The 23,695-nt window shown below is 42.1% G+C and carries 21 protein-coding genes, 3 riboswitches and 1 other annotated feature; of the genes, 15 read left to right on the top strand and 6 right to left on the bottom strand.

Going from position 1 to position 23,695, the window contains the following annotated elements; all coding sequences use genetic code 11:
* The first annotated feature begins 9 nt into the window (after positions 1-9).
* The 3 genes from AC1ECB_RS19220 (at position 10) to AC1ECB_RS19210 (ending at position 3,410) form a co-directional block, all read left to right on the top strand.
* Entirely contained in the window at positions 10-1,101 is a 1,092-nt protein-coding gene (locus AC1ECB_RS19220) for a dipeptide epimerase (RefSeq protein WP_485665293.1), read from the top strand.
* 26 nt (positions 1,102-1,127) lie between these two features.
* Complete coding sequence (locus AC1ECB_RS19215) at positions 1,128-2,438, top strand: GntT/GntP/DsdX family permease (RefSeq protein ID WP_485665292.1); 1,311 nt, start codon at positions 1,128-1,130, stop codon at positions 2,436-2,438.
* Between the two features lie 78 nt (positions 2,439-2,516).
* Complete coding sequence (locus AC1ECB_RS19210; RefSeq protein WP_485665291.1) at positions 2,517-3,410, top strand: serine hydrolase; 894 nt, start codon at positions 2,517-2,519, stop codon at positions 3,408-3,410.
* A 143-nt stretch (positions 3,411-3,553) separates the two neighbouring features.
* Here the strand turns inward: AC1ECB_RS19210 and AC1ECB_RS19205 are convergent, their stop codons facing one another.
* Positions 3,554-3,901: an ASCH domain-containing protein gene (locus tag AC1ECB_RS19205; protein WP_485665290.1), complete on the bottom strand. Its 348-nt coding sequence runs from the start codon at positions 3,899-3,901 to the stop codon at positions 3,554-3,556.
* A gap of 613 nt (positions 3,902-4,514) precedes the next feature.
* Between AC1ECB_RS19205 and nspC the strand changes: the two genes are divergently transcribed.
* Together nspC and AC1ECB_RS19195 are read left to right on the top strand one after the other, a co-directional pair.
* Positions 4,515-5,618: a carboxynorspermidine decarboxylase gene (gene nspC, locus AC1ECB_RS19200; protein WP_485665289.1), complete on the top strand. Its 1,104-nt coding sequence runs from the start codon at positions 4,515-4,517 to the stop codon at positions 5,616-5,618.
* A 28-nt stretch (positions 5,619-5,646) separates the two neighbouring features.
* Positions 5,647-6,897: a saccharopine dehydrogenase family protein gene (locus tag AC1ECB_RS19195; RefSeq protein WP_485665288.1), complete on the top strand. Its 1,251-nt coding sequence runs from the start codon at positions 5,647-5,649 to the stop codon at positions 6,895-6,897.
* Between the two features lie 65 nt (positions 6,898-6,962).
* Here the strand turns inward: AC1ECB_RS19195 and AC1ECB_RS19190 are convergent, their stop codons facing one another.
* The 3 genes from AC1ECB_RS19190 to AC1ECB_RS19180 all read right to left on the bottom strand — a co-directional run bounded on the left by AC1ECB_RS19190 (position 6,963) and on the right by AC1ECB_RS19180 (position 10,095).
* Positions 6,963-8,645: an EAL domain-containing protein gene (locus AC1ECB_RS19190; RefSeq protein ID WP_485665287.1), complete on the bottom strand. Its 1,683-nt coding sequence runs from the start codon at positions 8,643-8,645 to the stop codon at positions 6,963-6,965.
* 75 nt (positions 8,646-8,720) lie between these two features.
* Entirely contained in the window at positions 8,721-9,563 is an 843-nt protein-coding gene (locus AC1ECB_RS19185; RefSeq protein ID WP_485665286.1) for a TIGR00266 family protein, read from the bottom strand.
* A gap of 124 nt (positions 9,564-9,687) precedes the next feature.
* Complete coding sequence (locus AC1ECB_RS19180) at positions 9,688-10,095, bottom strand: PaaI family thioesterase (RefSeq protein ID WP_485665285.1); 408 nt, start codon at positions 10,093-10,095, stop codon at positions 9,688-9,690.
* 255 nt (positions 10,096-10,350) lie between these two features.
* A riboswitch (ZMP/ZTP riboswitch) is annotated at positions 10,351-10,437 on the top strand.
* Between the two features lie 56 nt (positions 10,438-10,493).
* Positions 10,494-10,612: riboswitch (molybdenum cofactor riboswitch) on the top strand.
* A gap of 718 nt (positions 10,613-11,330) precedes the next feature.
* Between AC1ECB_RS19180 and AC1ECB_RS19175 the strand changes: the two genes are divergently transcribed.
* Positions 11,331-11,993 (top strand): redox-sensing transcriptional repressor Rex, encoded by a 663-nt coding sequence (locus AC1ECB_RS19175; RefSeq protein ID WP_485665284.1) that lies wholly within the window; start codon positions 11,331-11,333, stop codon positions 11,991-11,993.
* Between the two features lie 132 nt (positions 11,994-12,125).
* Here AC1ECB_RS19175 and AC1ECB_RS19170 read toward each other — a convergent pair whose 3' ends face one another.
* Positions 12,126-12,515: a hypothetical protein gene (locus AC1ECB_RS19170; protein WP_485665283.1), complete on the bottom strand. Its 390-nt coding sequence runs from the start codon at positions 12,513-12,515 to the stop codon at positions 12,126-12,128.
* Positions 12,516-12,693: 178 nt separating this feature from the next.
* Positions 12,694-12,812, bottom strand: a riboswitch (molybdenum cofactor riboswitch).
* Positions 12,813-13,350: 538 nt separating this feature from the next.
* Here AC1ECB_RS19170 and modA point away from each other — a divergent pair.
* From modA to AC1ECB_RS19130, 8 genes are all read left to right on the top strand, one after another.
* A complete protein-coding gene (modA, locus tag AC1ECB_RS19165; RefSeq protein ID WP_485665282.1) occupies positions 13,351-14,163 on the top strand; it encodes a molybdate ABC transporter substrate-binding protein in 813 nt (270 codons plus the stop codon).
* A 125-nt stretch (positions 14,164-14,288) separates the two neighbouring features.
* Positions 14,289-14,975, top strand: coding sequence for a molybdate ABC transporter permease subunit (modB, locus tag AC1ECB_RS19160; protein ID WP_485669371.1), 687 nt, complete (start codon positions 14,289-14,291; stop codon positions 14,973-14,975).
* Positions 14,976-15,280: 305 nt separating this feature from the next.
* Entirely contained in the window at positions 15,281-16,087 is an 807-nt protein-coding gene (locus AC1ECB_RS19155) for a polysaccharide deacetylase family protein (RefSeq protein WP_485665281.1), read from the top strand.
* A 78-nt stretch (positions 16,088-16,165) separates the two neighbouring features.
* Positions 16,166-16,426, top strand: a binding site (T-box leader).
* 54 nt (positions 16,427-16,480) lie between these two features.
* The gene (ilvB, locus tag AC1ECB_RS19150; protein WP_485665280.1) at positions 16,481-18,178 is read left to right on the top strand and encodes a biosynthetic-type acetolactate synthase large subunit; all 1,698 of its coding nucleotides are present in this window, start codon (positions 16,481-16,483) and stop codon (positions 18,176-18,178) included.
* Positions 18,178-18,675, top strand: a complete 498-nt coding sequence (ilvN, locus tag AC1ECB_RS19145; protein WP_021169647.1) for an acetolactate synthase small subunit — start codon at positions 18,178-18,180, stop codon at positions 18,673-18,675. Before ilvB ends, ilvN begins: the two co-directional genes overlap by 1 nt.
* A gap of 185 nt (positions 18,676-18,860) precedes the next feature.
* The gene (locus AC1ECB_RS19140) at positions 18,861-19,718 is read left to right on the top strand and encodes a response regulator (RefSeq protein WP_485665279.1); all 858 of its coding nucleotides are present in this window, start codon (positions 18,861-18,863) and stop codon (positions 19,716-19,718) included.
* Positions 19,709-20,170 carry a chemotaxis protein CheX gene (locus AC1ECB_RS19135; RefSeq protein ID WP_485665278.1) on the top strand — a complete coding sequence of 154 codons (462 nt, stop codon included), beginning with the start codon at positions 19,709-19,711 and terminating at the stop codon, positions 20,168-20,170. Before AC1ECB_RS19140 ends, AC1ECB_RS19135 begins: the two co-directional genes overlap by 10 nt.
* Positions 20,171-20,223: 53 nt before the next feature.
* Positions 20,224-21,081 (top strand): YitT family protein, encoded by an 858-nt coding sequence (locus AC1ECB_RS19130; RefSeq protein WP_485665277.1) that lies wholly within the window; start codon positions 20,224-20,226, stop codon positions 21,079-21,081.
* Between the two features lie 65 nt (positions 21,082-21,146).
* Here the strand turns inward: AC1ECB_RS19130 and AC1ECB_RS19125 are convergent, their stop codons facing one another.
* A complete protein-coding gene (locus AC1ECB_RS19125) occupies positions 21,147-21,899 on the bottom strand; it encodes an exodeoxyribonuclease III (RefSeq protein ID WP_485665276.1) in 753 nt (250 codons plus the stop codon).
* A gap of 426 nt (positions 21,900-22,325) precedes the next feature.
* Between AC1ECB_RS19125 and AC1ECB_RS19120 the strand changes: the two genes are divergently transcribed.
* A complete protein-coding gene (locus tag AC1ECB_RS19120) occupies positions 22,326-23,621 on the top strand; it encodes a dicarboxylate/amino acid:cation symporter (protein ID WP_485665275.1) in 1,296 nt (431 codons plus the stop codon).
* The last annotated feature ends 74 nt before the right edge of the window (positions 23,622-23,695 follow it).

Below are 23,695 nucleotides of genomic sequence, written 5' to 3'. Positions count from 1 at the left end.
GGTTTTGGTATGAAAATTCGTGAAATAAAAATTGGCAAGGTCAGCGTTACCCTGAAAAAGCCATTTAAAACTGCTTTGCGTCAGGTAAATTCGGCTGAAGATATCATCATCAAGGTAATAGCCGATACAGATGAAATCGGTTATGGTAATGCTCCGCCTACCGCAGTTATTACCGGCGACAGCCAGGATTCGGTCATCGCCGCCATTCGTGACACGATTGGGCCCAAGCTTATTGGCATGGATGTGGATAATATTGAAACAATTATGACCACTATCGATACGGCGATGTTACATAACAACTCAGCGAAAGCTGCTGTTGATATTGCGGTTTACGATTTATTTGGTAAGCTGCATAATATTCCGCTGTATAAGTTGTTTGGCGGCTATTGCAATAAGATGACTACCGACCTGACCATCAGCGTAAATGCACCGGATGAAATGGTGCGCGATTCGCTGGAAGCAGTAAAGGACGGATTTACGGAACTAAAACTCAAAGTAGGTACTGACGTGGCCTTAGATATACAACGGGTAAAAGCCATCAGGCAGGCCGTTGGTAATGATGTTAAGTTGCGTCTTGATGCCAATCAGGGGTGGAAACCGAAGGAGGCGGTACGTACCATCCGTCGTTTTGAAGACATGGGACTTACTATTGAGTTAATTGAGCAACCGGTGAAGGCGTATGATTTTGCAGGGCTTAAGTACGTCACTGATCATGTGGAGACTGCTATTATGGCCGACGAATCGGCTTTCGGGCCTTATGAGGTATTTCAGTTGCTGGCAATGCGGGCCTGTGACCTCATTAATATAAAACTTATGAAAGCAGGTGGTTTGCATAATGCGCTGAAAATTGCTAATTTGGCTGAAACCATGGGGGTTGAGTGTATGATGGGCTGCATGCTGGAAAGCAAAGTCGGCATAACAGCGGCCGCCAGTTTGAGTGCCGGGAAACGAATTGTAACCAAATCGGACTTGGATGCGGCAGTGTTATTAGCTGCAGACCCTGTCATAGGCGGCGTAAGTTTTACGAAAAATGAACTGCTTATTCCTGATGCACCAGGGCTGGGGATTACTGCCATCGAAGGCTGGCAGGAAATTAACTAAAAACCTATTAGGGAGGACGATCAAATATGGGAGCAGCCGCCGATTTTAATATCTGGTGGGGATTACTCGGATTACTGCCTTTATTAGTTTATGTTATTTTGGTATTCCGGGATTTTGACCCTTTGCCTGTAACGGTATTGTGTGTAGTAATTGGGGCCATCATTACCGGACAGGATCTGGTGTCCTTTGGCAATGTGATGTCCAAGGCAATGGGTTCATTTCTGGCTTTAGTCGGCCTAATCATTATGCTGGGCCGGGGACTTGGCGAAGTGTTAACAGAAACAAAAGTCAGCCATACACTTGTTCATAAAATCATTTATGGTATTGGCGTTGACACGGAAAATAAAGCCATGCTGGGCATGATACTGTCTTGCTTGGTAGTTGTTGGTTTATTAGGCACCATGGCTGGTGGCAATGCTATTTTGGCACCGATTATACTGCCGATTGCAGCGGCAGCCGGTTTATCACGCAGCACAGTTGGTGTATTGTTTCAAGCCTGCGGTGAAGAAGCGCTCATCCTGGGACCATTTACACCGCCGGTAATTACACTATTGGGATTGACACACACCAATTATGGCGAAATGCTGCTTACAGTCGCTTTGCCTATTGCGGCCGTAACGCTGCTTACTACCTGGATTGTTGTGCATCGTATTCAAAAAGCGACCAAGGATACAAATGCTTATGAAATACCGGAGAATGTAAATCAATTTGTACCAACCACAAGGCAAACTAACACGAGTATGTTATTTATATTGGCCTTTATTGTTGCTGTTGTCTATGGCATCATCGCCAAAGCCGGAACGTCTTATGTAATTGTGGTAATGCTTGGTTTGTCCCTGATTGTTGGTGTGGCCGGCGGATTAAGCTTTGATAGGATATTTAAACTTATTGTAAAAGGTATGGCCGGCAATGTGGGCCTGTTTATCTTGTTTGTATTTCTTGATCCGTTTATGAACTTTATTGAACAAGCAGGCGGCTTCAAAGCCTTGTCGCTTATTCTCCAGCCGCTGGTCAATTTAGGCGGTAAGCCGTTTGTCGCTATTATTGGTGGGTTAACCGGCGCTTTTGGGCTGACTGGTGCCACGGTTGCCGTATTAAAAATGCTTAATGATATGTTCGGTAACTTGGTAGCGCAGTATGGCGTAACAATGGCAGCCTGGTCAGTTGGTCTGGTTGTGGCAACTCGTGTGGCTAACTTTGTTTATCCGGGCTCCAATATGTTTAGCTCCATGGGCTTTGCCGAATCAAAAGATATTAAGTCGATGATAAAAAATGGTGTTATTGTTGCTATTGCCCAAATTTGCTTTCTTGTTGTTTATGCCTATATGTTTTCTTAAATTGCCGGTAAGCAAAGCCGGAGTTACAAGGTTAGGTAGGCTTATAAGAGCCTATCATATAAAAAGGAGGCTATTTTTATGAACAGGAACCTACTCGAAAAGAAAAAGTTTTTGTCTATCTTGGTATGCTTTGGAATACTCTGTATGTATGTGGCTGCTCTTCCCAATTTGGTAAGTGCCGCTCCGATTTCCGACAAATGGCTGAGCGAACAGGTCAAGAATTTTTCCACCCAAAAGGAAGCACAATATGCTATCTATGTACGACCGCTTAATCAGGCAGGTCAGGATGTAGTTCTGAATTCCCATAAGATGGCTTCGGCGAGCTTGATTAAAATTCCGATTATGATTGAAGCCTTTAACCAAAAGAATCAGGGAAAACTGGATTTCAACGAGCGGTTTACTATCCGTCATGCAGATACAGTAGAGGGTGGCTCTGTCTATAACCTTCCGGATGGCACCGAACTTACTATCGGTCAATTGGTTGAACTTATGATTGTACAAAGCGATAATAGTGCCTGTAATATTCTAATTGACAAATTAAAGATGGAAAATGTCAATACTATGATAAAAAAACTGGGTTGTTCTAGTGATACGATATTACAACGAAAGATGATGGATTTTGAAGCCGCTAAACAAGGTCGTCAAAATTATACTAACGTAACAGACATGGCTAATATATTAGAAAGATTATATAACAGTAAATGCCTTGACCCGAAAAGTGATAAAGCTATGCTTGAGATCTTGAAAAGACAGGAAGACAACCTCATTATTCCGGCTCAGTTGCCTCATCATATCCAAGTCGCCCATAAAACCGGCGAACTGGATGGTATGAATTATGATTGTGGCATCATCTATGGACAAAGCCATAATTATATTCTTTGCATGATGGCTGAAAACGTAAAAGATGAGCCGCAGGTATTCTATGATATGTCCGCAATGTCTCTGGCTATTTATGACCAAATTGGCCGGTAATAGTTACGCTTTTCAATCCCCCTGTCACGGCGGTGACATCCCCCCTTTAGCAAGGGAAACGGGGGGTTAAAGGCATTTTTCTTGAACCAAAGGGGCCGTTGCACTTGTGTGCGACAGCCCCTTTTTAGTTATATTCTGCCGTGTTATTCTATTATTTCTGAGAAATGAATTACGGTAACCACATCATCAATATGGATTTGTCTTTCGTAGATCTCTTCAAAGATACGAATGAGTTCCTCAGCAGTTTGAATCTCCGGATTTTGATGAGTCAATTCACTTGTTGTTAAATCACTGTACTTTTTTGTGAGTACTTTATCAATGATGGCTTTAAACAGTCGCTGTTTCTGGCCATATCTTTTACCAAAAGTAATCCAAACAATTGAATTCTCAGGATAACTATCTCTGATATCTCCTGGACGAATTGTCGTGCTCTTCTGGCGCGACAGTAATAAATGTTTATTGTGTTCTGAAATAAAGTTAAGTGCGAACATCGTAATCCCTCCATTAATGGGTATTTATTAAAATCGATCATACAGGGCGGTGTTGCGTAAAGATGGGTTTACCTTTTGTATATTGTTTCTGCATGTGTGTATAAAATCCTGCAATGTCCTCTTGATTAAACAAATAAATCAGAGGAAGTAGCAATCCTCACACCTGCTTTATACCGGAGATTAAACCTAATTATTTCGCTGTATCTGAGATTGAGAACCAAGCCTGTCCCGCTGTTCCATTACCATTCATGACATGATAGCAAAAAGTTGACGGAAAAGGAACGTCCCCTATCGTCCTACTTGTGAAGGCTTATGTGTGGCGGGGTATGGCGGAATGATAGAGAGCCTGGAATTTAGTGCTGAAACGAGTTTTATCGCTAAAATTTGGTTGTTTTTAAAGAATATTCGACAAATGCATTGTTTTTTGTTATTATTAATGTCAGAGAAATAATAAGATGCAGAAATAGTAACAGCTGGAAAAAACATGCTGTTTTCTGCTGCTTTGCCCCTAATAAATTGCTGGTCAGATTATTAGGGGCAAGGCGGCTTATTTTCGGTTAGTATCAGTAATTTAACCCAATTTAGGACATCATTCAGAAGTAGGAGCTTGAAAATGAAAATTCCCACACCCTATTACCTTATCGACGAGAAAAGGTTGCTGCGCAACCTAAAGATCATTCAGCAGGTGCGCGAGCTTTCCGGAGCTAAGTCGGTATTAGCACTAAAGTGCTTTTCCACCTGGAGTGTATTTGAGCTGATGAATCAGTATATGGACGGCACAACATCAAGCTCGTTATTTGAAGCACGCCTGGGGTTTGAAAAATTCGGCAAGGAAACTCATGCTTATTGTGTGGGCTATTCTCCAGAGGATATCCTGGCTGTCACTAGGTTTGCCGACAAAATCATTTTTAATTCGGTTTCCCAGTTAGACAGATATTACAATATCGCCAAGTCAGCTAAACTTGGTTTGCGCGTCAATCCGGGAATCAGTTACTCGCATTTTGACCTGGCCGATCCAGCGCGCAAACATTCGCGGCTGGGCGTAGTGGACAAAGCGGAGCTGGCAAAACAAATATATCGCCTTAGTGGTTTTCTATTTCATTATAACTGTGAAAATGATGATGTTGATACCTTTTGTCAACAACTGGATATAATTAGTGACTGTTATGGGGATATGCTCAAACGACTGCAGTGGGTAAGTCTTGGCGGTGGCCTATATTTCACCAAAGAGGGCTACCCGGTAGAAAAGTTTAGTAAAAGGCTGGCAGAATTTGCGCGCGAGTTCGATGTACAGGTATATTTAGAACCAGGAGAAAGCGCCATCACCGGCTGTGCTGAATTGGTTACCAGTGTGGTTGATTTGGTGCATAATGAAATGGATATTGCCATTGTGGATGCTTCTGTCGAGGGACATATGCTGGACTTATTGATATACCGGTTGTCAGCCAAAATTGATTCAGGCGATGCCGGGAATCATAAATACATGGTAGCTGGGCGGTCTTGTCTGGCAGGCGATGTTTTTGGCAACTTCCAATTTAAAAATAAGCTGGAAATCGGCAGTGAAATTCGCTTTGCCGATGCAGCTGGTTATACTATGGTAAAGAAGAATTGGTTTAATGGACTACAAATGCCGGCGATTGCGGTGCGTAGGCTGGATGGGTCAGTAGAGGCTATTCGCCAATTTAGTTATACAGATTTTTTAAATAGTTTGTCCTAATTCAAATTTACGAGTAGAGGAGAAGGAAATGAAAAAAAACGTTTTAATTGTCGGTGCTGGTGGCGTGGGTCATGTAGTTGCCCATAAATGTGCAATGAATAATGATGTATTGGGTGATATCTGCATTGCTTCGCGTACCCAGCAAAAATGTGATGCGATTATTGAAAGTGTATTACGTAAAAATCATTTGAAGGATACAACAAAAAAGCTATACTCACGTTCAGTGGATGCGATGGATATTCCGTCTGTGATTCAGTTGATCCAAGATACTAAATCGGAAATCGTTATTAATGTTGGTCAGGCCTATGTTAACATGACGGTTTTGGAAGCATGCATTGAAACTGGTGTTGTATATATGGATACTGCTATCCATGAAGATCCGGACAAGGTTTGTGAAAATCCGCCCTGGTATGCCAACTATGAGTGGAAACGTAAGGATCGCTGTGCGGAAAAAGGTGTTACCGCAATTTTAGGGATTGGATTTGATCCCGGAGTTGTTAATGCCTGGTGTGCGTTGGCCCGAAAGGACTATTTTGATACGATTGATACGATTGATATTTTAGATGTTAATGCTGGCAGCCATGGTAAGTTTTTTGCCACCAACTTTGATCCGGAGATTAACTTCCGGGAATTTAGAAAAGTATGGACCTGGATTGATCGCAAATGGGTGCTGCAAAAAGTACACGCAATAAGGGTGGACTATGATTTTCCGGTTGTGGGGAATTGTCCGGTGTATTTAACAGGACATGATGAACTGCATTCTCTTTCTAAGAATATTGATGCCAATTCCATTCGCTTTTGGATGGGCTTTGGCGAACATTATTTGAATGTATTTTCGGTTTTGACCAACCTTGGCTTGACCTCGGAAAAACCGCTTAAAGTAGCCGAAGGTGTGGAAATTGCACCGCTTAAAGTACTAAAAGCGTTGTTGCCGGACCCATCCTCCCTCGCGCCTAACTATGTCGGTAAAACCTGCATTGGCAATTTTATTAAAGGAACCAAAGACAATAAACCACGCGAAATCTTTATCTATAACATTTGCGATCATGCCGAGTGTTACCAGGAAGTTGAATCTCAGGCGATCAGCTATACGGCAGGGGTTCCCCCAGTCGCGGCAGCCATCCTGATTGCCCGTGGCGACTGGGACGTAAAACACATGGTAAATGTAGAAGAGTTGGATCCCAAGCCGTTTATCGAGTTGTTGGATAACATGGGCTTGCCGACAGAAGTTATTGAAAAGCCTGCAACCTTTACGGCACCAGTTATTGAATCCTTATAGTGGTGTTTGATTATATATGAAAACCTCCTGTGGCTACCCGGCTGGGTATCTGCAGGAGGTTTTTTCTAAGCGAATCGATCCTGTTTTTGCAATAGCTTCTCAAATTCGGCAGGCGGCAGAGGTCGGGAAAAAATATATCCCTGTATTTGATCGCATTTGTGTTTTTGTAGAAACTCCAATTGCTCCTGTTTTTCGACACCCTCTGCTACAAGCAACATATGCAGGCTTTTGCCCATACTAATAATTGCATGGGCAATGCTGGAGTCTTTGGAATCCTGGCCAATTTCATCCACGAAGGATTTATCTATTTTTAAACAGTCAATATCAAAGCGTTTCAAATAGCTTAAAGAAGAATAGCCTGTGCCAAAATCGTCAATTGATATGTGGATTCCCAGACTTTTTATATTCGCAAATGTCTTCTGTGTTGCGACCGCTTTGTTCATAAAGGCTCCTTCGGTAATTTCAAGTTCCAGCCAACAAGCGTCAAGTTCTGTCTCTGCAAGGGTTTCTTTGATTTGAAGCAGCAAATCTTTCTGGTTAAACTGGTTGGGCGAGAGGTTGACGGAAACTCGCAGCGGCGGATAGCCGGCTAACTGCCATTGTTTATTTTGTCTACAGGCAGTCCGCAAGACCCACGCTCCTAAAGAAAGAATAAGTCCGGTTTCTTCAGCAACTGGAATAAATTCAGCCGGCGAAATAAAACCGCCGTTATAGGGTAGACGCAGTAGGGCTTCCATTCCCACAATTTGTCCGGAACTACTAGTAACCCGGGGCTGATAATAAACTTGAAAGCCTTCCTTTTCGATGGTTTGATGAATAATGTTTTCCAGTTCCATTCGGCGAAGAACTTTTTGCTGCATTTTGCCTGTGTAGTATTGAAAACTATTGTTGCCGCGTTGCTTGGCAGCATACATAGCCGTATCGGCGGCCCGCAAAATGGAGTCTATGTCTTTACCGTCCTGCGGATATAAACTAATTCCGATACTGCAGGTAATATGAAAGGCGTTATTTTGGGCTGAGAAGGGCTGTTCAAATACAGCGATGACTTGCTCGGCCAGCGTAGCAGCCTGTTGTTCAGTGGTAATATTTTGGCATACTAAGATAAATTCATCGCCACCTAATTTGGCCAGGGTATCTATGTCAGGCAAACAGGCCGCCATCCGTTCGGCAACAGCAGCTAATATCTGGTCACCGACATGATGCCCTAAGGTATCGTTGATATATTTGAAACGATCTAAATCAATATATAAGAGTGCCAGGTGTTGTGTTGTTTTTTCTGAAAAGAGTTTATTTAACCGTTCGACAAAATACCGACGGTTAGGCAGGCCGGTTAACGCGTCCTGATAGGCAACTTGCAAGAGCTCTTCATTTACTGTGATAATTTCTTGTACATAGGCTTTTAACGTGTTTGCCATATGGTAAAAGCTACGGGATAACCGTCCGAGTTCATCAGTAGTATCTATTGGGACATAATCTCTTAACGCAGTTAGATTTCCCGAGGCAACCTGTTCAACTTGGCGTACCATTTCATTAATCGGCTGGGTAATCATTTTCGTAAATCGTATTGTTGCAAAAATGGCGATAAAACCAAAAACAATGGAAAGAACTATAATATACATAATCTTCATATTGCGGGAAAGTTCTTTAATAGCGACAAATTCGGAAAAACCTACTAGGCCAAGGAAAAAGGCCATAACTACAATAACTAAGAATATTTTATAGGACATTCGAATATCTAAAATTTTCATAAACATCAAATCCTTTATAAAAAATCAAGGAGGAATCGCCCCCGCGATTCCTCTTTGAGCCAAACCTTCGGAAAATTAGTCGTTGTCGTCGCCGCCCAGGAAGCTTCCCAGGCCGCCAAGTACAGTTCCGCCTAAAACCGTTTTACCAAGGATGCTGCCTTCTTCTTTCGAACCGCCTTGTTTTGGTGCGGCAGCCAGCATTCTGCCAGCTAAACGAGAGAAGGGCAAGGACTGCAGCCATATCTTACCTGGCCCGCTCAAGACGGCAAAGAATAAGCCCTCACCGCCCAATAAAGCAGTTTTTACATTGCCGGCCTGTTGTATTTCAAATTGCACACTAGGTTCAAAAGCCACCACGCAGCCGGTGTCAACATGTAAGACTTCGCCAGGCTGGAGGTGGCGTTCCACGATGGTTCCGCCGGCATGCATAAAGGCTAGGCCATCGCCTTCAAGTTTTTGCATAATGAAGCCTTCGCCGCCAAACAGGCCTGTCATAATTTTGCGTTGCAGGTGAATACCGACAGAAACGCCCTTGGCTGCACATAAAAAACTGTCTTTTTGGCAGATAATTGTGCCGCCGATTTCCGGTAGGTGAACCGGAATTATATTTCCAGGATACGGTGCGCCAAAAGCCGCCTTTCCTTTGTTACGACCTTTATTGGTGAATACTGTCATAAATAAACTTTCGCCGGTAAGTAAGCGCTTACCGGCGCCAACCAGTTTATCGAAAAAGCCGCCCTGATTGCTTTTTGCCGAGCCATCACCAAATATGGTATCCATAACGATGGTGCTATCTTTGTACATCATGGCTCCCGCTTCGGCAATCACACTTTCGTCAGGATCAAGTTCTACTTCCACAAACTGCATTTCTGAGCCGAAAATTTTGTAGTCAATCTCATCAGCGTAATTTCCACTCATTTCAGTATCACCTCTAATTTTTATTTATAAAACAATGCCATAATTTGAAAGTAATATACTATTCCGTAACCAAATAAAAAAATCCTGCAGCTTTCCAAAATCCTGCAGGGATTTTTAAAAAATATTAATCTTCGAAGGTTAATTGTGCTTCTTTCCGGTATACCATTCCCTGAAACGCAGCTATTGGTTCGTGTTGTTCATCATAAATATTTACAAGGTAATGCCCCAGTTTATGATTCAGTGAGACTTCCCGCGCTTCAGCAAACAAGGTTCCGGTACTAACGGCCTTCATATACGAGATAGTGGCATTAACGCCCATAGCAATACGACCATGAGAATTCGAAGCTATCGCAAGGGTAAAATCGGCAAGTGTAAAGATAGCGCCACCATGCACGGTTTGGACTCCATTCAAGTGGTGTGGCTGGATTACCATTTTTACCCGGGCATAACCCATCTCGGCTTCTAATAACTCAAGACCCACATGCTTGGCAAATTGATCATTAGTAGAAAAAAACTGCTTGACTTTTTCCATTTTATATCCTCCTGGCAATAAGCATTTTTTAGCGTGCTATATTCAATAGGTTATATCTACTCTCTCATGGCAAGTTAAGAATATCTTCTATATGGCAAAAACTATGTCCTGCTGGAAATCCAGATAAAATACAGTAAAGTTTTGCCTATACAAGCGAAGGTACATTTGTCTTTTGTACTTATATTTGTCCAAAAAAAATTTGTCAGGGCTTGACGATTACAGCAAAGCTTGTTAAAATGTGTACATAGTTAAATAGTGGATTTGTGCTATTGACGGTTAAGTGGAGTTTACCACGTGAAGTGCAAATTCTTGAAAACAATGTTGACCGTCTGGGCAATAATTTACATAAATGTGTAAATGTATGCTCAGGTGGTCTTTTGGTCTCTGTTTATTTCGTTAAATTTCATCAGCTCCGAGTTGTTTATTCTAAACCTATTGAGGTATGATAGACAACCGATGGGTGCAGTAGGAAACGACTGTGCCTCCCTTTTTGGAAAGGAGCGTTACCATTAATATTCGGGATAGTTATGTCTTATTGATTGGGTTTTGGAGCTGAGTGAAGTATATAGCTTGATAAATACCAATGCAATATGGCTTGGTTTTTTATTCGCAATATAGAACCCGGATTGATTAACGCTTAAAGGCCAGGTGCCTCCTTACCAAATTAGGAGACGTCCGGCCTTTATTATTTTGCAAGGCAGTGTGTAATTGCAGCGGCTTCAACGCTTAATGAGTGAAGCTGAAATGATAAAAATATCGGCTGCGAATTAGAATATTGAGACAGTTGAAATACAATTGTCAAAATAGAGGGCTTAATGTAGGAATGCTTTTGACATAAGCCTGTTATTAAACCACAGCTGGAGGTGTTGTGAAAAAAATGTTGTCGACAGTGGAACCTAGAAGTACTTCAACGTATTGGTTGTACTTGTGCCCTAAAATACTTGTAGTTGCAAGAAAAGTTACTATGTGGGAAACGAAGGTCGCATAGGGGTGCGGTGGAATCGTAGTCCCCAGATAGTAGCCTTTCTTAAAGATAATTTTGCAAGTCAGACTTCTCAGTATACCTTTATGTTTGCGTTGGTACTTCCTCTTCTATTGTTGGGACTACTCATAACCTTCGTTTTAACAATAAGAAGTTTATGAGTAATGAATGATGTTTAGAAATCCGTTTCGGAACGTGAATCGATTAAGTAAAATATCAAGGATTTTCCTTCTGAAGAGGTAGGAGGGACACAATGTTTATATCGCGGGAAGATATATCCAGGCTTACTATTCAAAGAATGGTTTTATATCACAGTGTTTTAAAGCTGATGCAGGAGGAAGGTATAACCGTTTGTATTTCCAAGGAGTTGGGCCGGCGAACCGGTATATCGCCACACCTCATCAGAAAGGACTTAGCATATTTTGGCGGATTTGGTACTAAAGGGGTAGGGTATGAAACTGATTACCTTTTTCGGCGAATCGAAGAAATTTTAGGATATGACACTAGCTGGAATACGGTGTTGGTTGGCTTGGATATGCCGACAGTAGTACCCATTATGTGTTATTCGCGTTTGTGGCCTGAGGCAGTTAAAATTGTAGCTATTATTGATCTAGGTAAAAAAAATCAAGGTATGACAGTACATAATTTAGGATTAACAATAGAGTCGATTGATCATATTAAAGATATTATTTGCAGCAGAAAAATTATTATTGGTATACTGGCTGTGCCACCATCATATGCCCAGAAAACTGCAAATCAATTGATTCGGGCCGGAATTAAAGGAATTGTCAATTTTTCTTCATTCCCAATTTTTGCTCCTGAGGATATCGCCATAACGCAGGTAAATATGACTTCTATGTTTAGCCAATTGACTTTTGATCTTAAGCATGTAGCAACGAATGATAGCTGTAGTTAATTCATTGTAAGATTGAAAGAACCGGAAAGTGTGGCTGGATAAATGCAAGTGGCCTTGACTAATCCTACAAAATTGTGGGTTAGCCAAGGCCATTTGCATAAACTAAAATCGATGAGTTAGAAGTCATCTTTTTTATGTTCCATGACTTGGGTGGTTTACTGCAATTTTTTTGCAGTTTTGCAGTATACTCACCCTTTCTGTTTGGTAAGACTCGGAAATAATTGTACTTCGCTCGCTTTTGGCGGCTTGTATTGCTTCTTTGACTGTAAGCAAAGATTCCGTGATGCTTTTAATGTTGTCTGTCAACGATACAAGAATAGTAACATAGGCTTCAAAAGTAAAGTCGTTTTTGGTCGATGTGGCTTCTTGAATGGCTTTATGGGTGTCAACAAGGAGTTCCTGAAGTGTGTGTTCTAAATATTCTAAGTCGGTTAGTGTGTAGCAGCCGGGTTCGCAGTCGACCAATAGCATTATTTTTCCGTTTTTCAAAATATCGCTGTGGGCATGAATTCGTTCTAACATGATTATTCCTCCTAGCAAAGTAGTATTCTTGACATAGAACTGTGCTACCATAACAGTAAAGGTACGATTTTCAAATCTAAACAACAAAAAAATATGCCAAGCCTATCCAAAATGGAAAGGGCTTGGCAATGAATTTAAGCGGGCGCAGAAGGAATCATGAAATAGGCACAAATAATGCACCGCTTAAAATATTGCTCCTTTCCAAATGGGAGACATAGCCGTTTCCCGCTATACCGATCGGCCGGATACCATACCCTGAAAGGCTTAGGTAAATCGGCTAAGGAGCAGAGTATTCAATTGTGAAACTTTGAATGTGAGTTTTCAACATTAACTAATGTAGACGAAGATAACAAACTTAATATTATTATATTGTTTGGTATTGTATAAAGCAATAGGGAAGACGTATATTTAGGCGGGCAATTTTTGTATGGACTATAATGCATGCAGGTAAGCAGGAGCCCTGATACTTCAAATTTTTAGAAGGTTGTACAAAAATATTTGGTAATCTCTTGCAAATACCATATAACAAATACTATAATAACAGCATGGGAATTATGTTGGTTTATGTTATAATACGTTAGTTTATGATTGACTTGTCCGTAAAGTGGTTTTCCCAGTGATTAATACATTCATTTTGAACCTGATATAGTTAAAAAAGTTTGTGCAGGGGCTGCGGCAGAAAAACCCTAAACTCCAAATAGGGTTGTTGGCGGTATTATACCAGCTACGGTGAAGAAATTTGCCGGGTTGGTTAATATCTCTGTGGTTAGCTCTGTACTATATGCCTATCTGCTGGATAGCCTGCGAGATAGAGCAAATTTAAGGGGGAAGAAAGATGAGAAGGATTAAATCAAGCGTGTTTGGTATGCTGGCCTTGGTAGTAGTTGCTATTTTTAGTCTGGTTGGTTGCGGCGGCGAAAAACAAGCTCCACCGGCGGCCCCGCAAGCGCAGGTGGTAGAAATTAATGTATCAGCTGCGGCAAGTCTCAAGGATGCACTTGCAGACATTCAAAAGGATTATCAGGCGAAAAATCCCAATAGTAAGCTTGTCTACAATTTTGGGGCCTCTGGCGCTTTGCAGAAACAAATTGAGCAGGGTGCACCTGTAGATGTTTTTATTTCGGCTGCTCCTAAGCAGATGAACGAATTGGAAGCTAAAAATTTAATGAACAAAGCCACCCGCAAAAACTTGGTTGAAAATAAGTTAGTTGTAGTTGTACCAAAGGAAACAAAGCTCAACTTAACCAAGTTTGAAGATTTAACTCAGGATGGTGTGCAAAAGATTGCACTTGGCGAGACCGCCACAGTGCCTGCCGGCCAGTATGCTCAGCAGGTTTTGCAAAAACTGGGCCTTTGGGATAAAGTAAAGGATCGGGTCGTATTTGCCAAAGATGTCCGTTCTGTTTTGGCATATACTGAAACAGGTAATGTTGAGGCAGGAATTGTGTATAAAACAGATGCTATTTCCAGCGATAAGGTGAAAGTTGCCGCTGTTGCCCCGGAAGGCACTCACCAGCCTATTGTTTATCCTGTTGCCGTGGCTACCGGTACCAAGCAGCAGAAAGCAGCCGAAGCCTTTATGGAGTATTTGTTTAGCGCAGACAGCAAGGCTATATTTGAAAAATATGGCTTTGTTATGGGGAAATAGCAGGTAGAAAAGTCTTCTAAACATCTCCAAGACTGAAGCCTTTTTGACATACAAAGGTACTGCGGTCTTTAAGAAATACGGTTTTACTTTTGTCGGTTCAAGCCAATAAAGCAGGTGATATTGTGATGGAATGGCAGCCAGTACTACTATCGGTCAAGGTTGCACTTAGTTCATTAGTATTTGTATTTATCTTTGGAGTTGCTGCTGCTTATAGTATGAGAAGTTTTGAATTTCCAGGCAAAAGCGCATTGGAGGCGTTATTTGCTTTGCCGTTAGTATTGCCACCTGTAGTGACTGGCTTTATATTGCTGGTTTTGATTGGAAAGCAAGGGCCGATAGGGCAATTTCTGTCTGAAGGTTTCCATACTCAATTAATTTTTACTCCTTATGCAGCAGTGCTGGCTGCTACGGTGGTTTCATTTCCATTAATGTATAATAGTACCAAAGCAGCTTTTCAAGCTGTGGACTGCAATCTTGAGGATGCAGCCAGGACGTTAGGAGCCAGTTCCTGGCGGGTTTTTTGGACAATAACCATTCCTTTGTCCTGGCCGGGCTTGGTAGCCGGGTTAGTAATGGCTTTTGCCCGGGCAATGGGAGAATTCGGGGCAACTATTATGGTGGCTGGCAACATTCCCGGTAAGACACAAACGATTCCTTTGGCAATCTATTTCGCGGCAGAATCTAATGATTTGACGTTGGCTGGCGCGTATGTTCTAATGATCAGTGGAATAACCTTTTTTCTCATTTTAGGGCTTAATGTTTGGTCTAAAAGGAACTGCGGGAAATCATCATCAGTAAAGGGCGTATTTTAATGCTGCAAGCAGCTGGTTTGGATTTCTGGTCCAGATGGAAAGGTTTAACATTTTCCAGGATTGAACGCCTAAGGACCTAAGGCTTTTCTTATCAAATAAATTTTTGCAGTTTTACAGTGTTGGTTATGTGCAAACGGCCTCGCTCCCTATGCTAAATTAGGGAGCGAGGCCGTTATTGCATTTTTATGCTATACTTCTATTATACAACGCGTAAAAGATTTTGCTTCTTTACCTTTCAGTTATGAAGTTTTATTTTTGTTGGAGTTAGTTTATAATAAAACAATAAAATAAGAAGAGGGATTTAAATGCAACTTGGAAAAAAACTATTATGTCACCAGCTTATTTGCCTGCTTGTTGGACTGTTACCTGCTATGTTTGCAAATAATGCATATGCTCAGTATCTTAATGGTATTCCCGTATTGTTGTACCATCATGTGAGCGAGGATAACAGTGATTTGCCGCAGTTGACGGTGACGCCGACAGAGTTTGAACGTCAGATGGACATGTTGCAAACAGCTGGTTTTAAGACTATTTCGCCAGAAGCGTTAGCAGCATATATGCGGCAGGAACCGGTTGCGCTACCCGATAAGCCGATTCTGCTTACGTTTGATGATGGTTATGAGGATAATTATACGAATGCTTTTCCTATATTAAAGCAACATGATTTTAGTGCTGTGATCTTTATGGTTGGTGTGAATGTTGATAGAGATAAGCGGCTGTCGAGCAAGCAAATGAGAGAGATGTCTGCCTATGGCATTGCTTTTGGAGGCCATTCACTGACTCACCGTGATTTAACCTCTTTATCAGGACCAGAGTTAAAACGGGAGATTAAAGATATTCAAATGAAACTTAAGCAGGTTACTACTAAACCTATAGAGGTATTTTCCTATCCCTATGGCTGTTTTAATCTGGATACCTGGGAGGTAACAGCATCAGCCGGCTATCAGGCGGCGTTTACTGTCCTGCCGGGACTTAATACCCCAGACCGGGATAATATCTATTTATTACGGCGCATACCGATTTATAGTACTACCGACTTTAATGCTTTGTTTATGCTGTTGGACACCAATCAAGTCAAAACCAAGCTGCTGCAATATTCACCGGAAATATGAGTAGCAAGTTACAGCAATAGAATGTTCTTGACAATAGGACGATTTTTCTGTAATATAACAATTAGTATAATAGAAGACGAAATGACGATGAACGGAAGAGTAGTTATATCATGATAGCAACAGCGAGCTGGGAGTGGTGTGAGCCGGCACTGTCAAATATAATGAAAATCATCCGCGAGTTGCGAGCTGAATTGTTAGTAGGCTACGCCGGGTTCTCTTTAGAGAAATTGCCGCCCGTTACTGCGGCGAGGTATCGAGTTTAACCTCCGTACCTATGAGCAGCTATGGTTATTAACCATAGAATTTGGGTGGTATCGCGGATTAACCTCCGTCCCTTTTGATAAGGGACAGAGGTTTTTTTATTTATAAAAAGTATAGAAGGGAGAAATTAGCTTGAAAATGTTAGGAGCGGAAGCAATTATTGAGTGTTTGAAGGCGGAAGGGGTAAACCTGGTGTTTGGCTATCCGGGAGGTTGTGTATTAACCTTATATGACGCGTTGTTTAAAGCTAATTTTCCCCATATTTTAACCCGTCATGAACAAGGTGCCGTTCACGCTGCTGATGGCTATGCGCGGGCAACTGGCAGAACAGGAGTTTGTTTTGCCACCTCAGGCCCAGGAGCAACTAACCTCGTAACTGGTATTGCCACTGCCTATATGGATTCTGTTCCTTTGGTAGCTATTACCGGACAGGTGGGGGTTGGGGTGATTGGCAAAGATTCTTTTCAGGAAGCCGACGTCCGGGGTATCACGACCCCGATTACCAAGCATAATTATTTAGTTAAGAAGGTTCAGGATTTGCCGAGAATCATGAAAGAAGCCTTCTATATTGCGCGGACTGGACGACCGGGACCGGTTGTTATCGATATTTCACGCGACGTGTTTAATGCAACTTTGGATTTCGAGTATCCGGATACGGTTGCACTACGAGGTTATACGCCCTTGTTTGATGGTGACTCTGAGAGCGTGGAGCTGGCTGTACAGGCTATGCTGGAAGCTGAAAATCCGATTATCTTTGTTGGCGGCGGTGTTACTCTTTCCGATACAGCCGGGGAGTTTCGTAAGTTTTCTGAGCTGACGGGCTTTCCCGTGGTATCAAGTTTGATGGGTTTGGGATGTATTCCGTCTGATTCACCGCAGCATTTGGGGATGGTGGGTATGCATGGCACCTATGTTGCCAATATGGCTACTACCGAGTGTGATCTTTTACTGGGCATTGGCGTTCGGTTTGATGATCGGGTAACGAGCGTAGTCAAAAATTTTGCGCCCCAAGCCAGGATTGTGCATTTTGATATTGATCCGGCTGAGGTAAATAAGAATGTACGTGCCGATCTGCGGGTTGTTGGTGATCTTCGCTGGTCATTGCCACTGCTTTGTGAAAAGGTAGCCAGGCGCAGTCCTGCAGAGTGGCGTCAGGGAATTGCCGCGTGGAATGAGCGTGTGCAAACCTGGAAACAGGAAAAGCCGTTAACCTATGACCATGAATCAACAAGAGTTATGCCGCAGACAGTTATTGAGAAGGTAAGTCAGCTTACCCAGGAGAATACTGTTATTGTGACCGATGTTGGACAACATCAAATGTGGACCGCCCAATACTATAATTTCCCCAGAGCTCGCTCGTTTATTACTTCAGGCGGCTTAGGGACGATGGGCTATGGTTTGCCGGCCGCTATTGGTGCGCAACTGAGTTTGCCTGATAAAAATGTGGTGCTGTTTACCGGCGACGGCAGTATCATGATGAATTGTCAGGAACTGGCGACCGTGGCCGATAATAACTTGCCGCTAAAGATTTTTGTTATGAATAATGAAGTGCTGGGGATGGTGCATCAGTGGCAGCGGATGTTTTACGGTCAGCGCTATTCGCATTCCAGCATTAAGGGGAAAACTGATTTTGTCAAGCTTGCCGAGGCTATGGGAGTACCTGGTTTGCGCGTAACTCATCCTGATGAGCTTAATGCAGTGCTGGTAAAAGCGCTAAACATGGAGGGGCCGGTGTTGGTCGAGATACTACTGCCGCCTATGGAGGATGTATTGCCTATGGTTCCACCAGGCGGCCGGCTGGATGAAATGCTGTTAGGAGGAATGGGCTGATGAAATACACATTGGCGGTGTTGGTAGATAATAGGCCGGGGGTATTGACACATATCTCGGGACTTATTAGCCGGCGGGCTTTTAATATCGAGAGTATCGCCGCCGGCTATACGGAAGAGGCAGACACTACCCGGATTACGATTAGCGTTGAGGCCGATAATGAGGTTGAGTTGGAGCAGGTTGTCAATCAACTTTCTAAGTTGGTTGATGTCATTAAGATCGTTAACCTTACCTATGTTGAGTCTATTGAACGGGAATTGGCGCTGATTAAGGTAAGAGCCAGTAAAACCAATCGTTCTGATCTGGTAAATGTCGTCGAGATATTTCGGGCCAAAATCATTGATGTTAACCGGGAAACGGTGGCGATTGAGCTTACCGGCGAGGAAAGCAAAATTGACGCTTTTTGCGAAGTATTGTTAGATTTCGGGATTATTGAGATTGTCAGGACAGGTAAAATTGCACTGGCGCGGGGGCCGGTTCCGGCCAAAGAGATGTAGTATTGCCAGACTCCATATAACGAATAGAAATTATCAAAGACAAAGGCCAGTTCCTTTGTCTTTGATAATTTATGGAGTTGTTATCTTAAGCAATTTGAGTTATTATTAACATAGGAAATCACATTTTCTGGGATGGTTAGTGGTAGTTAGTCATGTAAAATACAATACGAAAGTAGGGTTTAAACTTGAGCATTCGCATTATGATTGTTGACGATTCCCCTTTTTCCCGTGTGATTTTAGCAGATAGTTTGCAGCAAGAAGGTTATGAGGTTGTTGGTGAGGCCGATTGTCTGGAGTCTTTAGTAGAAACCTATAGCCAATGTAAACCGGATATTGTGACTATGGATATTGCCATGCCTGGAGCGGATGGGTTTGAGTGCAGCAAAGTACTGCTTGCCCATGATTCAATGGCCAAAATTATTGTAATTAGTTCCATGAAGGATGAGGAAACGGAAGCTGAGGTCCGGCGTATTGGTGTGGTGGGTTATGTGCAAAAGCCTGTTGACTCAGAGGTATTGAAGCGGGTTATTACCGGGGTTATGTCTCCGGACCGTTTATACGAGCAACTGGAGAACCGGAGTATTGATATGTTCCAGGAAGCATTGGCGCAAAGCATAACGCGCATGACTAAAACAACAACTACCTTTTCGGAGCGGACGCGGTCAGACAGAGAGGTTTCGCAGGGGATAACAGTAGTTATTGGCATAATTGGTCGTTATTCAGGTTCAATGATCTTGGATTTGTCACGGGAAACGGCAGAAAAAATGGCAGCAGTCATTTTGCGTCGGTCGGCAAAGAACCAGGAAGAGGTTATGGCTATGGCTGCGGAATTTGCCAACATAGTTGGTGGTGTGGCTTGCTCTATGTTAAATAAAAAGGAATCGGCATTTGGACTCAGAGTATCGCCGCCTAGTGTATTCTGTGGTGAGCAGACGAAAATTGCCAGCCCTACTATCCAACTTCAGGGTATCTATGCGAATAACGATTTTGGACGCATATATCTCGGTATTGGCTTTAAGAAAGGAATGGTATTATGGATGTAAACATAATTAATCCTGTACTTGAGGCTTTTACCAATATTCTGCCGCAGATTGGGTTTCAAACAGTAACGAGGCAAGGAGTTTCGCTGGCAGATTCCACTTTGTATTATCAGGGCGTACTTATTAATGTTGGTGTTCTTGGTCCGGTGCAAGGCGCAATACTTATTGGCATGGATATTGATTCAGCTAAGCAGTTTGCCTCCAAAATGATGATGGGTATGGAAGTAACTGAATTCGATAGCTTGGCGCAAAGTGCTATTTCTGAGATGGGAAATATGGTGTGTGCTAATGTCTGTACCAATTTTGTAAAGTCTGGTATTAACGGCATGGATATATCGCCCCCAACCTTGTTGATTGGTGATGGACAGGTAAGACTAGCAGTCCCGAACATTATTGTAGTTGATTTTTCTGTGGATACTATCAAGATAAAGGTTTTTGTGGGTTTGTACAAGTAAGGTTAGTTGATCTACTTAGAAAAGTTGCAGATGAAGCCAAAGGAGGATGATATATGACAAAACGAAATTCAAATTTGCGTCTTCTAAAAAAATATATCTTGCTTTTCATAGGCTCGATCATAGCCGCAATTGGATTGGAGATTTTTTTAGTTCCTAACAATATTATCGATGGCGGTGTAGTAGGCATTTCTATTATGGTTAGTCATGTAACCGGATTACCTTTAAGCCTGTTTTTGGTAGTGCTCAATATACCGTTTTTATATTTGGGATATGCGCAAATTGGTAAAACATTTGCGCTATCAACTCTCTTTTCTATCGTATCATTGGCGTATTGGGTTTCGTTCTTTCATCCCATTCCAGGACTAACCAATGATTTATTCTTAGCAGCCATATTTGGGGGTATTATCGTTGGTATTGGTGTGGGCTTGATCATCCGGTATGGGGGTTCACTTGATGGAACAGAAATTGTTGCCATTTTGCTGGACAAGCGTACCAGCTTCTCAGTCGGCGAAATAATCATGTTCTTTAATTTATTTATCCTTACCAGTGCCGGGTTTGTATTTAGCTGGGATAAGGCTATGTATTCACTGGTGGCCTACTTTGTTGCCTTCAAGGTCATTGATACAGTGATCGAAGGTCTGGATGAATCGAAAGCGGTCATGATTGTATCAGAAAAGCCTGAAGAGATAACCGAAACACTAATGGCCCGGTTAGGCCGGGGAGTTACCATCTTACATGGTGAGGGCGGCTACACTAAGGAACGCAAAGATGTACTGTATTGCGTTATTACGCGGTTAGAGATGGCAAAACTAAAATCGATTGTTGATGAAGTTGATGAAAACGCCTTTGTTACCTTTAATGATGTTCATGAAGTAATGGGTGGTCAATTTAGGAAAAAGGCAATTCACTAATCACAATTTCATAGTTAATGCGAAAAAACAGGCCAGTACTTAAATTAGGTACTGGCCTTTGTATTTTATACTAACTCAAGACCAACCGGACAATGATCACTGCCCATGATGTCAGCATAGATACTGGCTTCTTTGATTGAGTTTGTTAGCCGTTTAGACACTAAAAAATAATCAATACGCCAACCGATATTCCGCGCTCTGGCATTCATCATATAAGACCACCAGCTATAGGCGTCTTGCTTTTCCGGGTATAAAGCGCGAAAGGAATCAGTAAAGCCTGCCTGGAGCAGCAGTGTCATTTTATTTCGTTCTTCATCAGTAAAACCGGCATTCTTGCCGTTGGTTTTCGGATTCTTAATATCGATCTCCTGATGGGCAACATTGAGGTCGCCGCAAACAATTACCGGTTTACCTTTGTCAAGCTGAGTTAGGTAAGTATTGAAATCATCTTCCCATTTCATGCGGTAGTTGAGGCGGGCAAGTTCTCGCTGGGAATTGGGAGCGTAAACATTAACTAGCTGAAAATCAGCAAATTCCAGGGTGATCATTCGTCCTTCCTGATCATGTTCAATGATATTCATGCCATAGGTCACAGCTAAGGGTTTGATCCGCGTAAAAATAACAGTACCAGAGTAGCCTTTTTTCACGGCGCTGTTCCAATATTCGTGATAACCTGGCAGCACCAATTCAGATTGTTCCTGTTGCATCTTAGTTTCCTGGACACAAAAGATATCGGCATCCATAGTAACAAAAAAATCATGAAATCCTTTATTGAGACAAGCCCGTAGTCCATTGACATTCCACGAGATCAGCTTCATAATATCCCTCTTCCTCTGTGCGGTATCGTCGAGAAGTATATTCCCTGCCGGTTTGCTATTATCCTTCTTAGTAAAATGTAACAGAATATAGTAAAGATAATCTAGATGTTAAAATGTAAAATACTGCAGGTCCACCTGGTAAAGACTTATAAATATTTGAAAAATTTCAAATTGTTTTTTGTATATTCTATTAAATGGACTATAAATTGCTGCTATCCATGAATTATAATAGAAAGATAAATACAATTATGTATCAGGTTATGTTAACATTACTATTATGACGGGAGATGATTACCAAAAGTATACTGGAGAGATACTTTGCCTGTCCGCAATGTAAAGACAAGAAGTTGAAGTATCAAAGTAAGAGGAGCGGCCAAAAGTAGTGCAAGAGGAAATCCTTTAATTTTATGAAAGGTAGGGATGAGAATGAAACAATACCAAAAACTTATTTTAGGTTTCTGTGCTGGTGTTATTGTTGGTCTTATCGCGTATTATACTTTGCCTGAAAAAGTTTATCCATGGATGAAAACGTGGACTGAAGTTTGTACCTTAGTTGGCGCTATTTTCCTTAAAATGATTTTTATGGTTGTTGTTCCCCTGCTGGTTTCAGCTCTAATGCTTGGCGTTTACGAACTGGGCAAAGGCCGCAGTTTGGGGAAAGTTGCCATGAGATCATTGGGATTTACCATCTTGTTAAGCGCAATTGCGGTTTTTGTTGCCATATTGATGACCAACGTATTGCAGCCAGGTGTTGGTCTGGAGTTTGACCCGGTCCAGCTTGCCAAGAATCAGGCCGTTATCTCGATAGACAAAAACATGCAAGCTGCGCAAGCTAAGCCATGGACTACGTATATTACGGATCTGATTCCGCAAAATCCGATCGACTCTGCTGCAAGAGCTTTCAGCGGCGAAATTATTGCTGTGATGGTCTTTGCGTTGATGTTCGGTTATGCTCTGAGTATCTGTGTTAAAGATGAAAACCACCCCTTCATTAAGATGCTTGAGGCCATTTACAATTGTTCATTGAAAGTCATTGACTGGGCAATGCAAATCGCCCCTTATGGTATTTTTGCTATTGTATTCAATACTACCTACCGTATGGGTGCCGGCTTCTTGGCAAACGTCGCTTACTTTGTCGGCGTCGTTGTACTGAGCTTGTTAATTCAGCAATTTGTTGTATATGCTCTTTGCCTCAAAATTTTTGCCAAAACAAACCCCTGGACGTATTTTAAGAATTGTCGTGAGGCCTATGTATATGCATTTTCAACCGCTTCTTCAAATGCTACTTTGCCGATTGCATTAGAAGTTGCAGAAAAATCATGTAAACTTCCCCCAAAAATTGCCCGTTTCGTACTGACTTGCGGTGCCTCTGCTAACCAAAACGGCTCAGGCTTGTATGAAGGCGCTGTTTTGCTGTTCTTAGCACAGGTATTCGGCGTGGATTTGACATTTGGCCAGCAAGTGGTAGTAGTTTTAACTGCCGTGTTAGGTGGTATCGGTACAGCAGGCGTTCCTGGCGGTACTTTACCGATTATTGCTATTTTGTGTGTAAATGTTGGTGTTCCGGTGGAAGGCTTAGGATTGATTCTCGGCGTTGACAGATTCCTGGATATGTGCAGAACGACTTTGAACGTATCCGGTGATTTGGTCATTGCCAAATTAGTCAGCGCTGGTTTCGAAACAGACACTCCTGAAACGAATAAACAAGGAATAAGTGCCTAATTCTAAAACTGTGGGAAAGTGTAGCAGTTTTTTGTAGAATGATGTATAATTATAACAGAATATAGTTCTAACAC

Source organism: Sporomusa sp. 246TCP1, assembly GCF_057319775.1.
The sequence above is the reverse complement of the archived record's forward strand: the minus strand, read 5'-3'. Positions and strand labels throughout refer to the sequence as shown.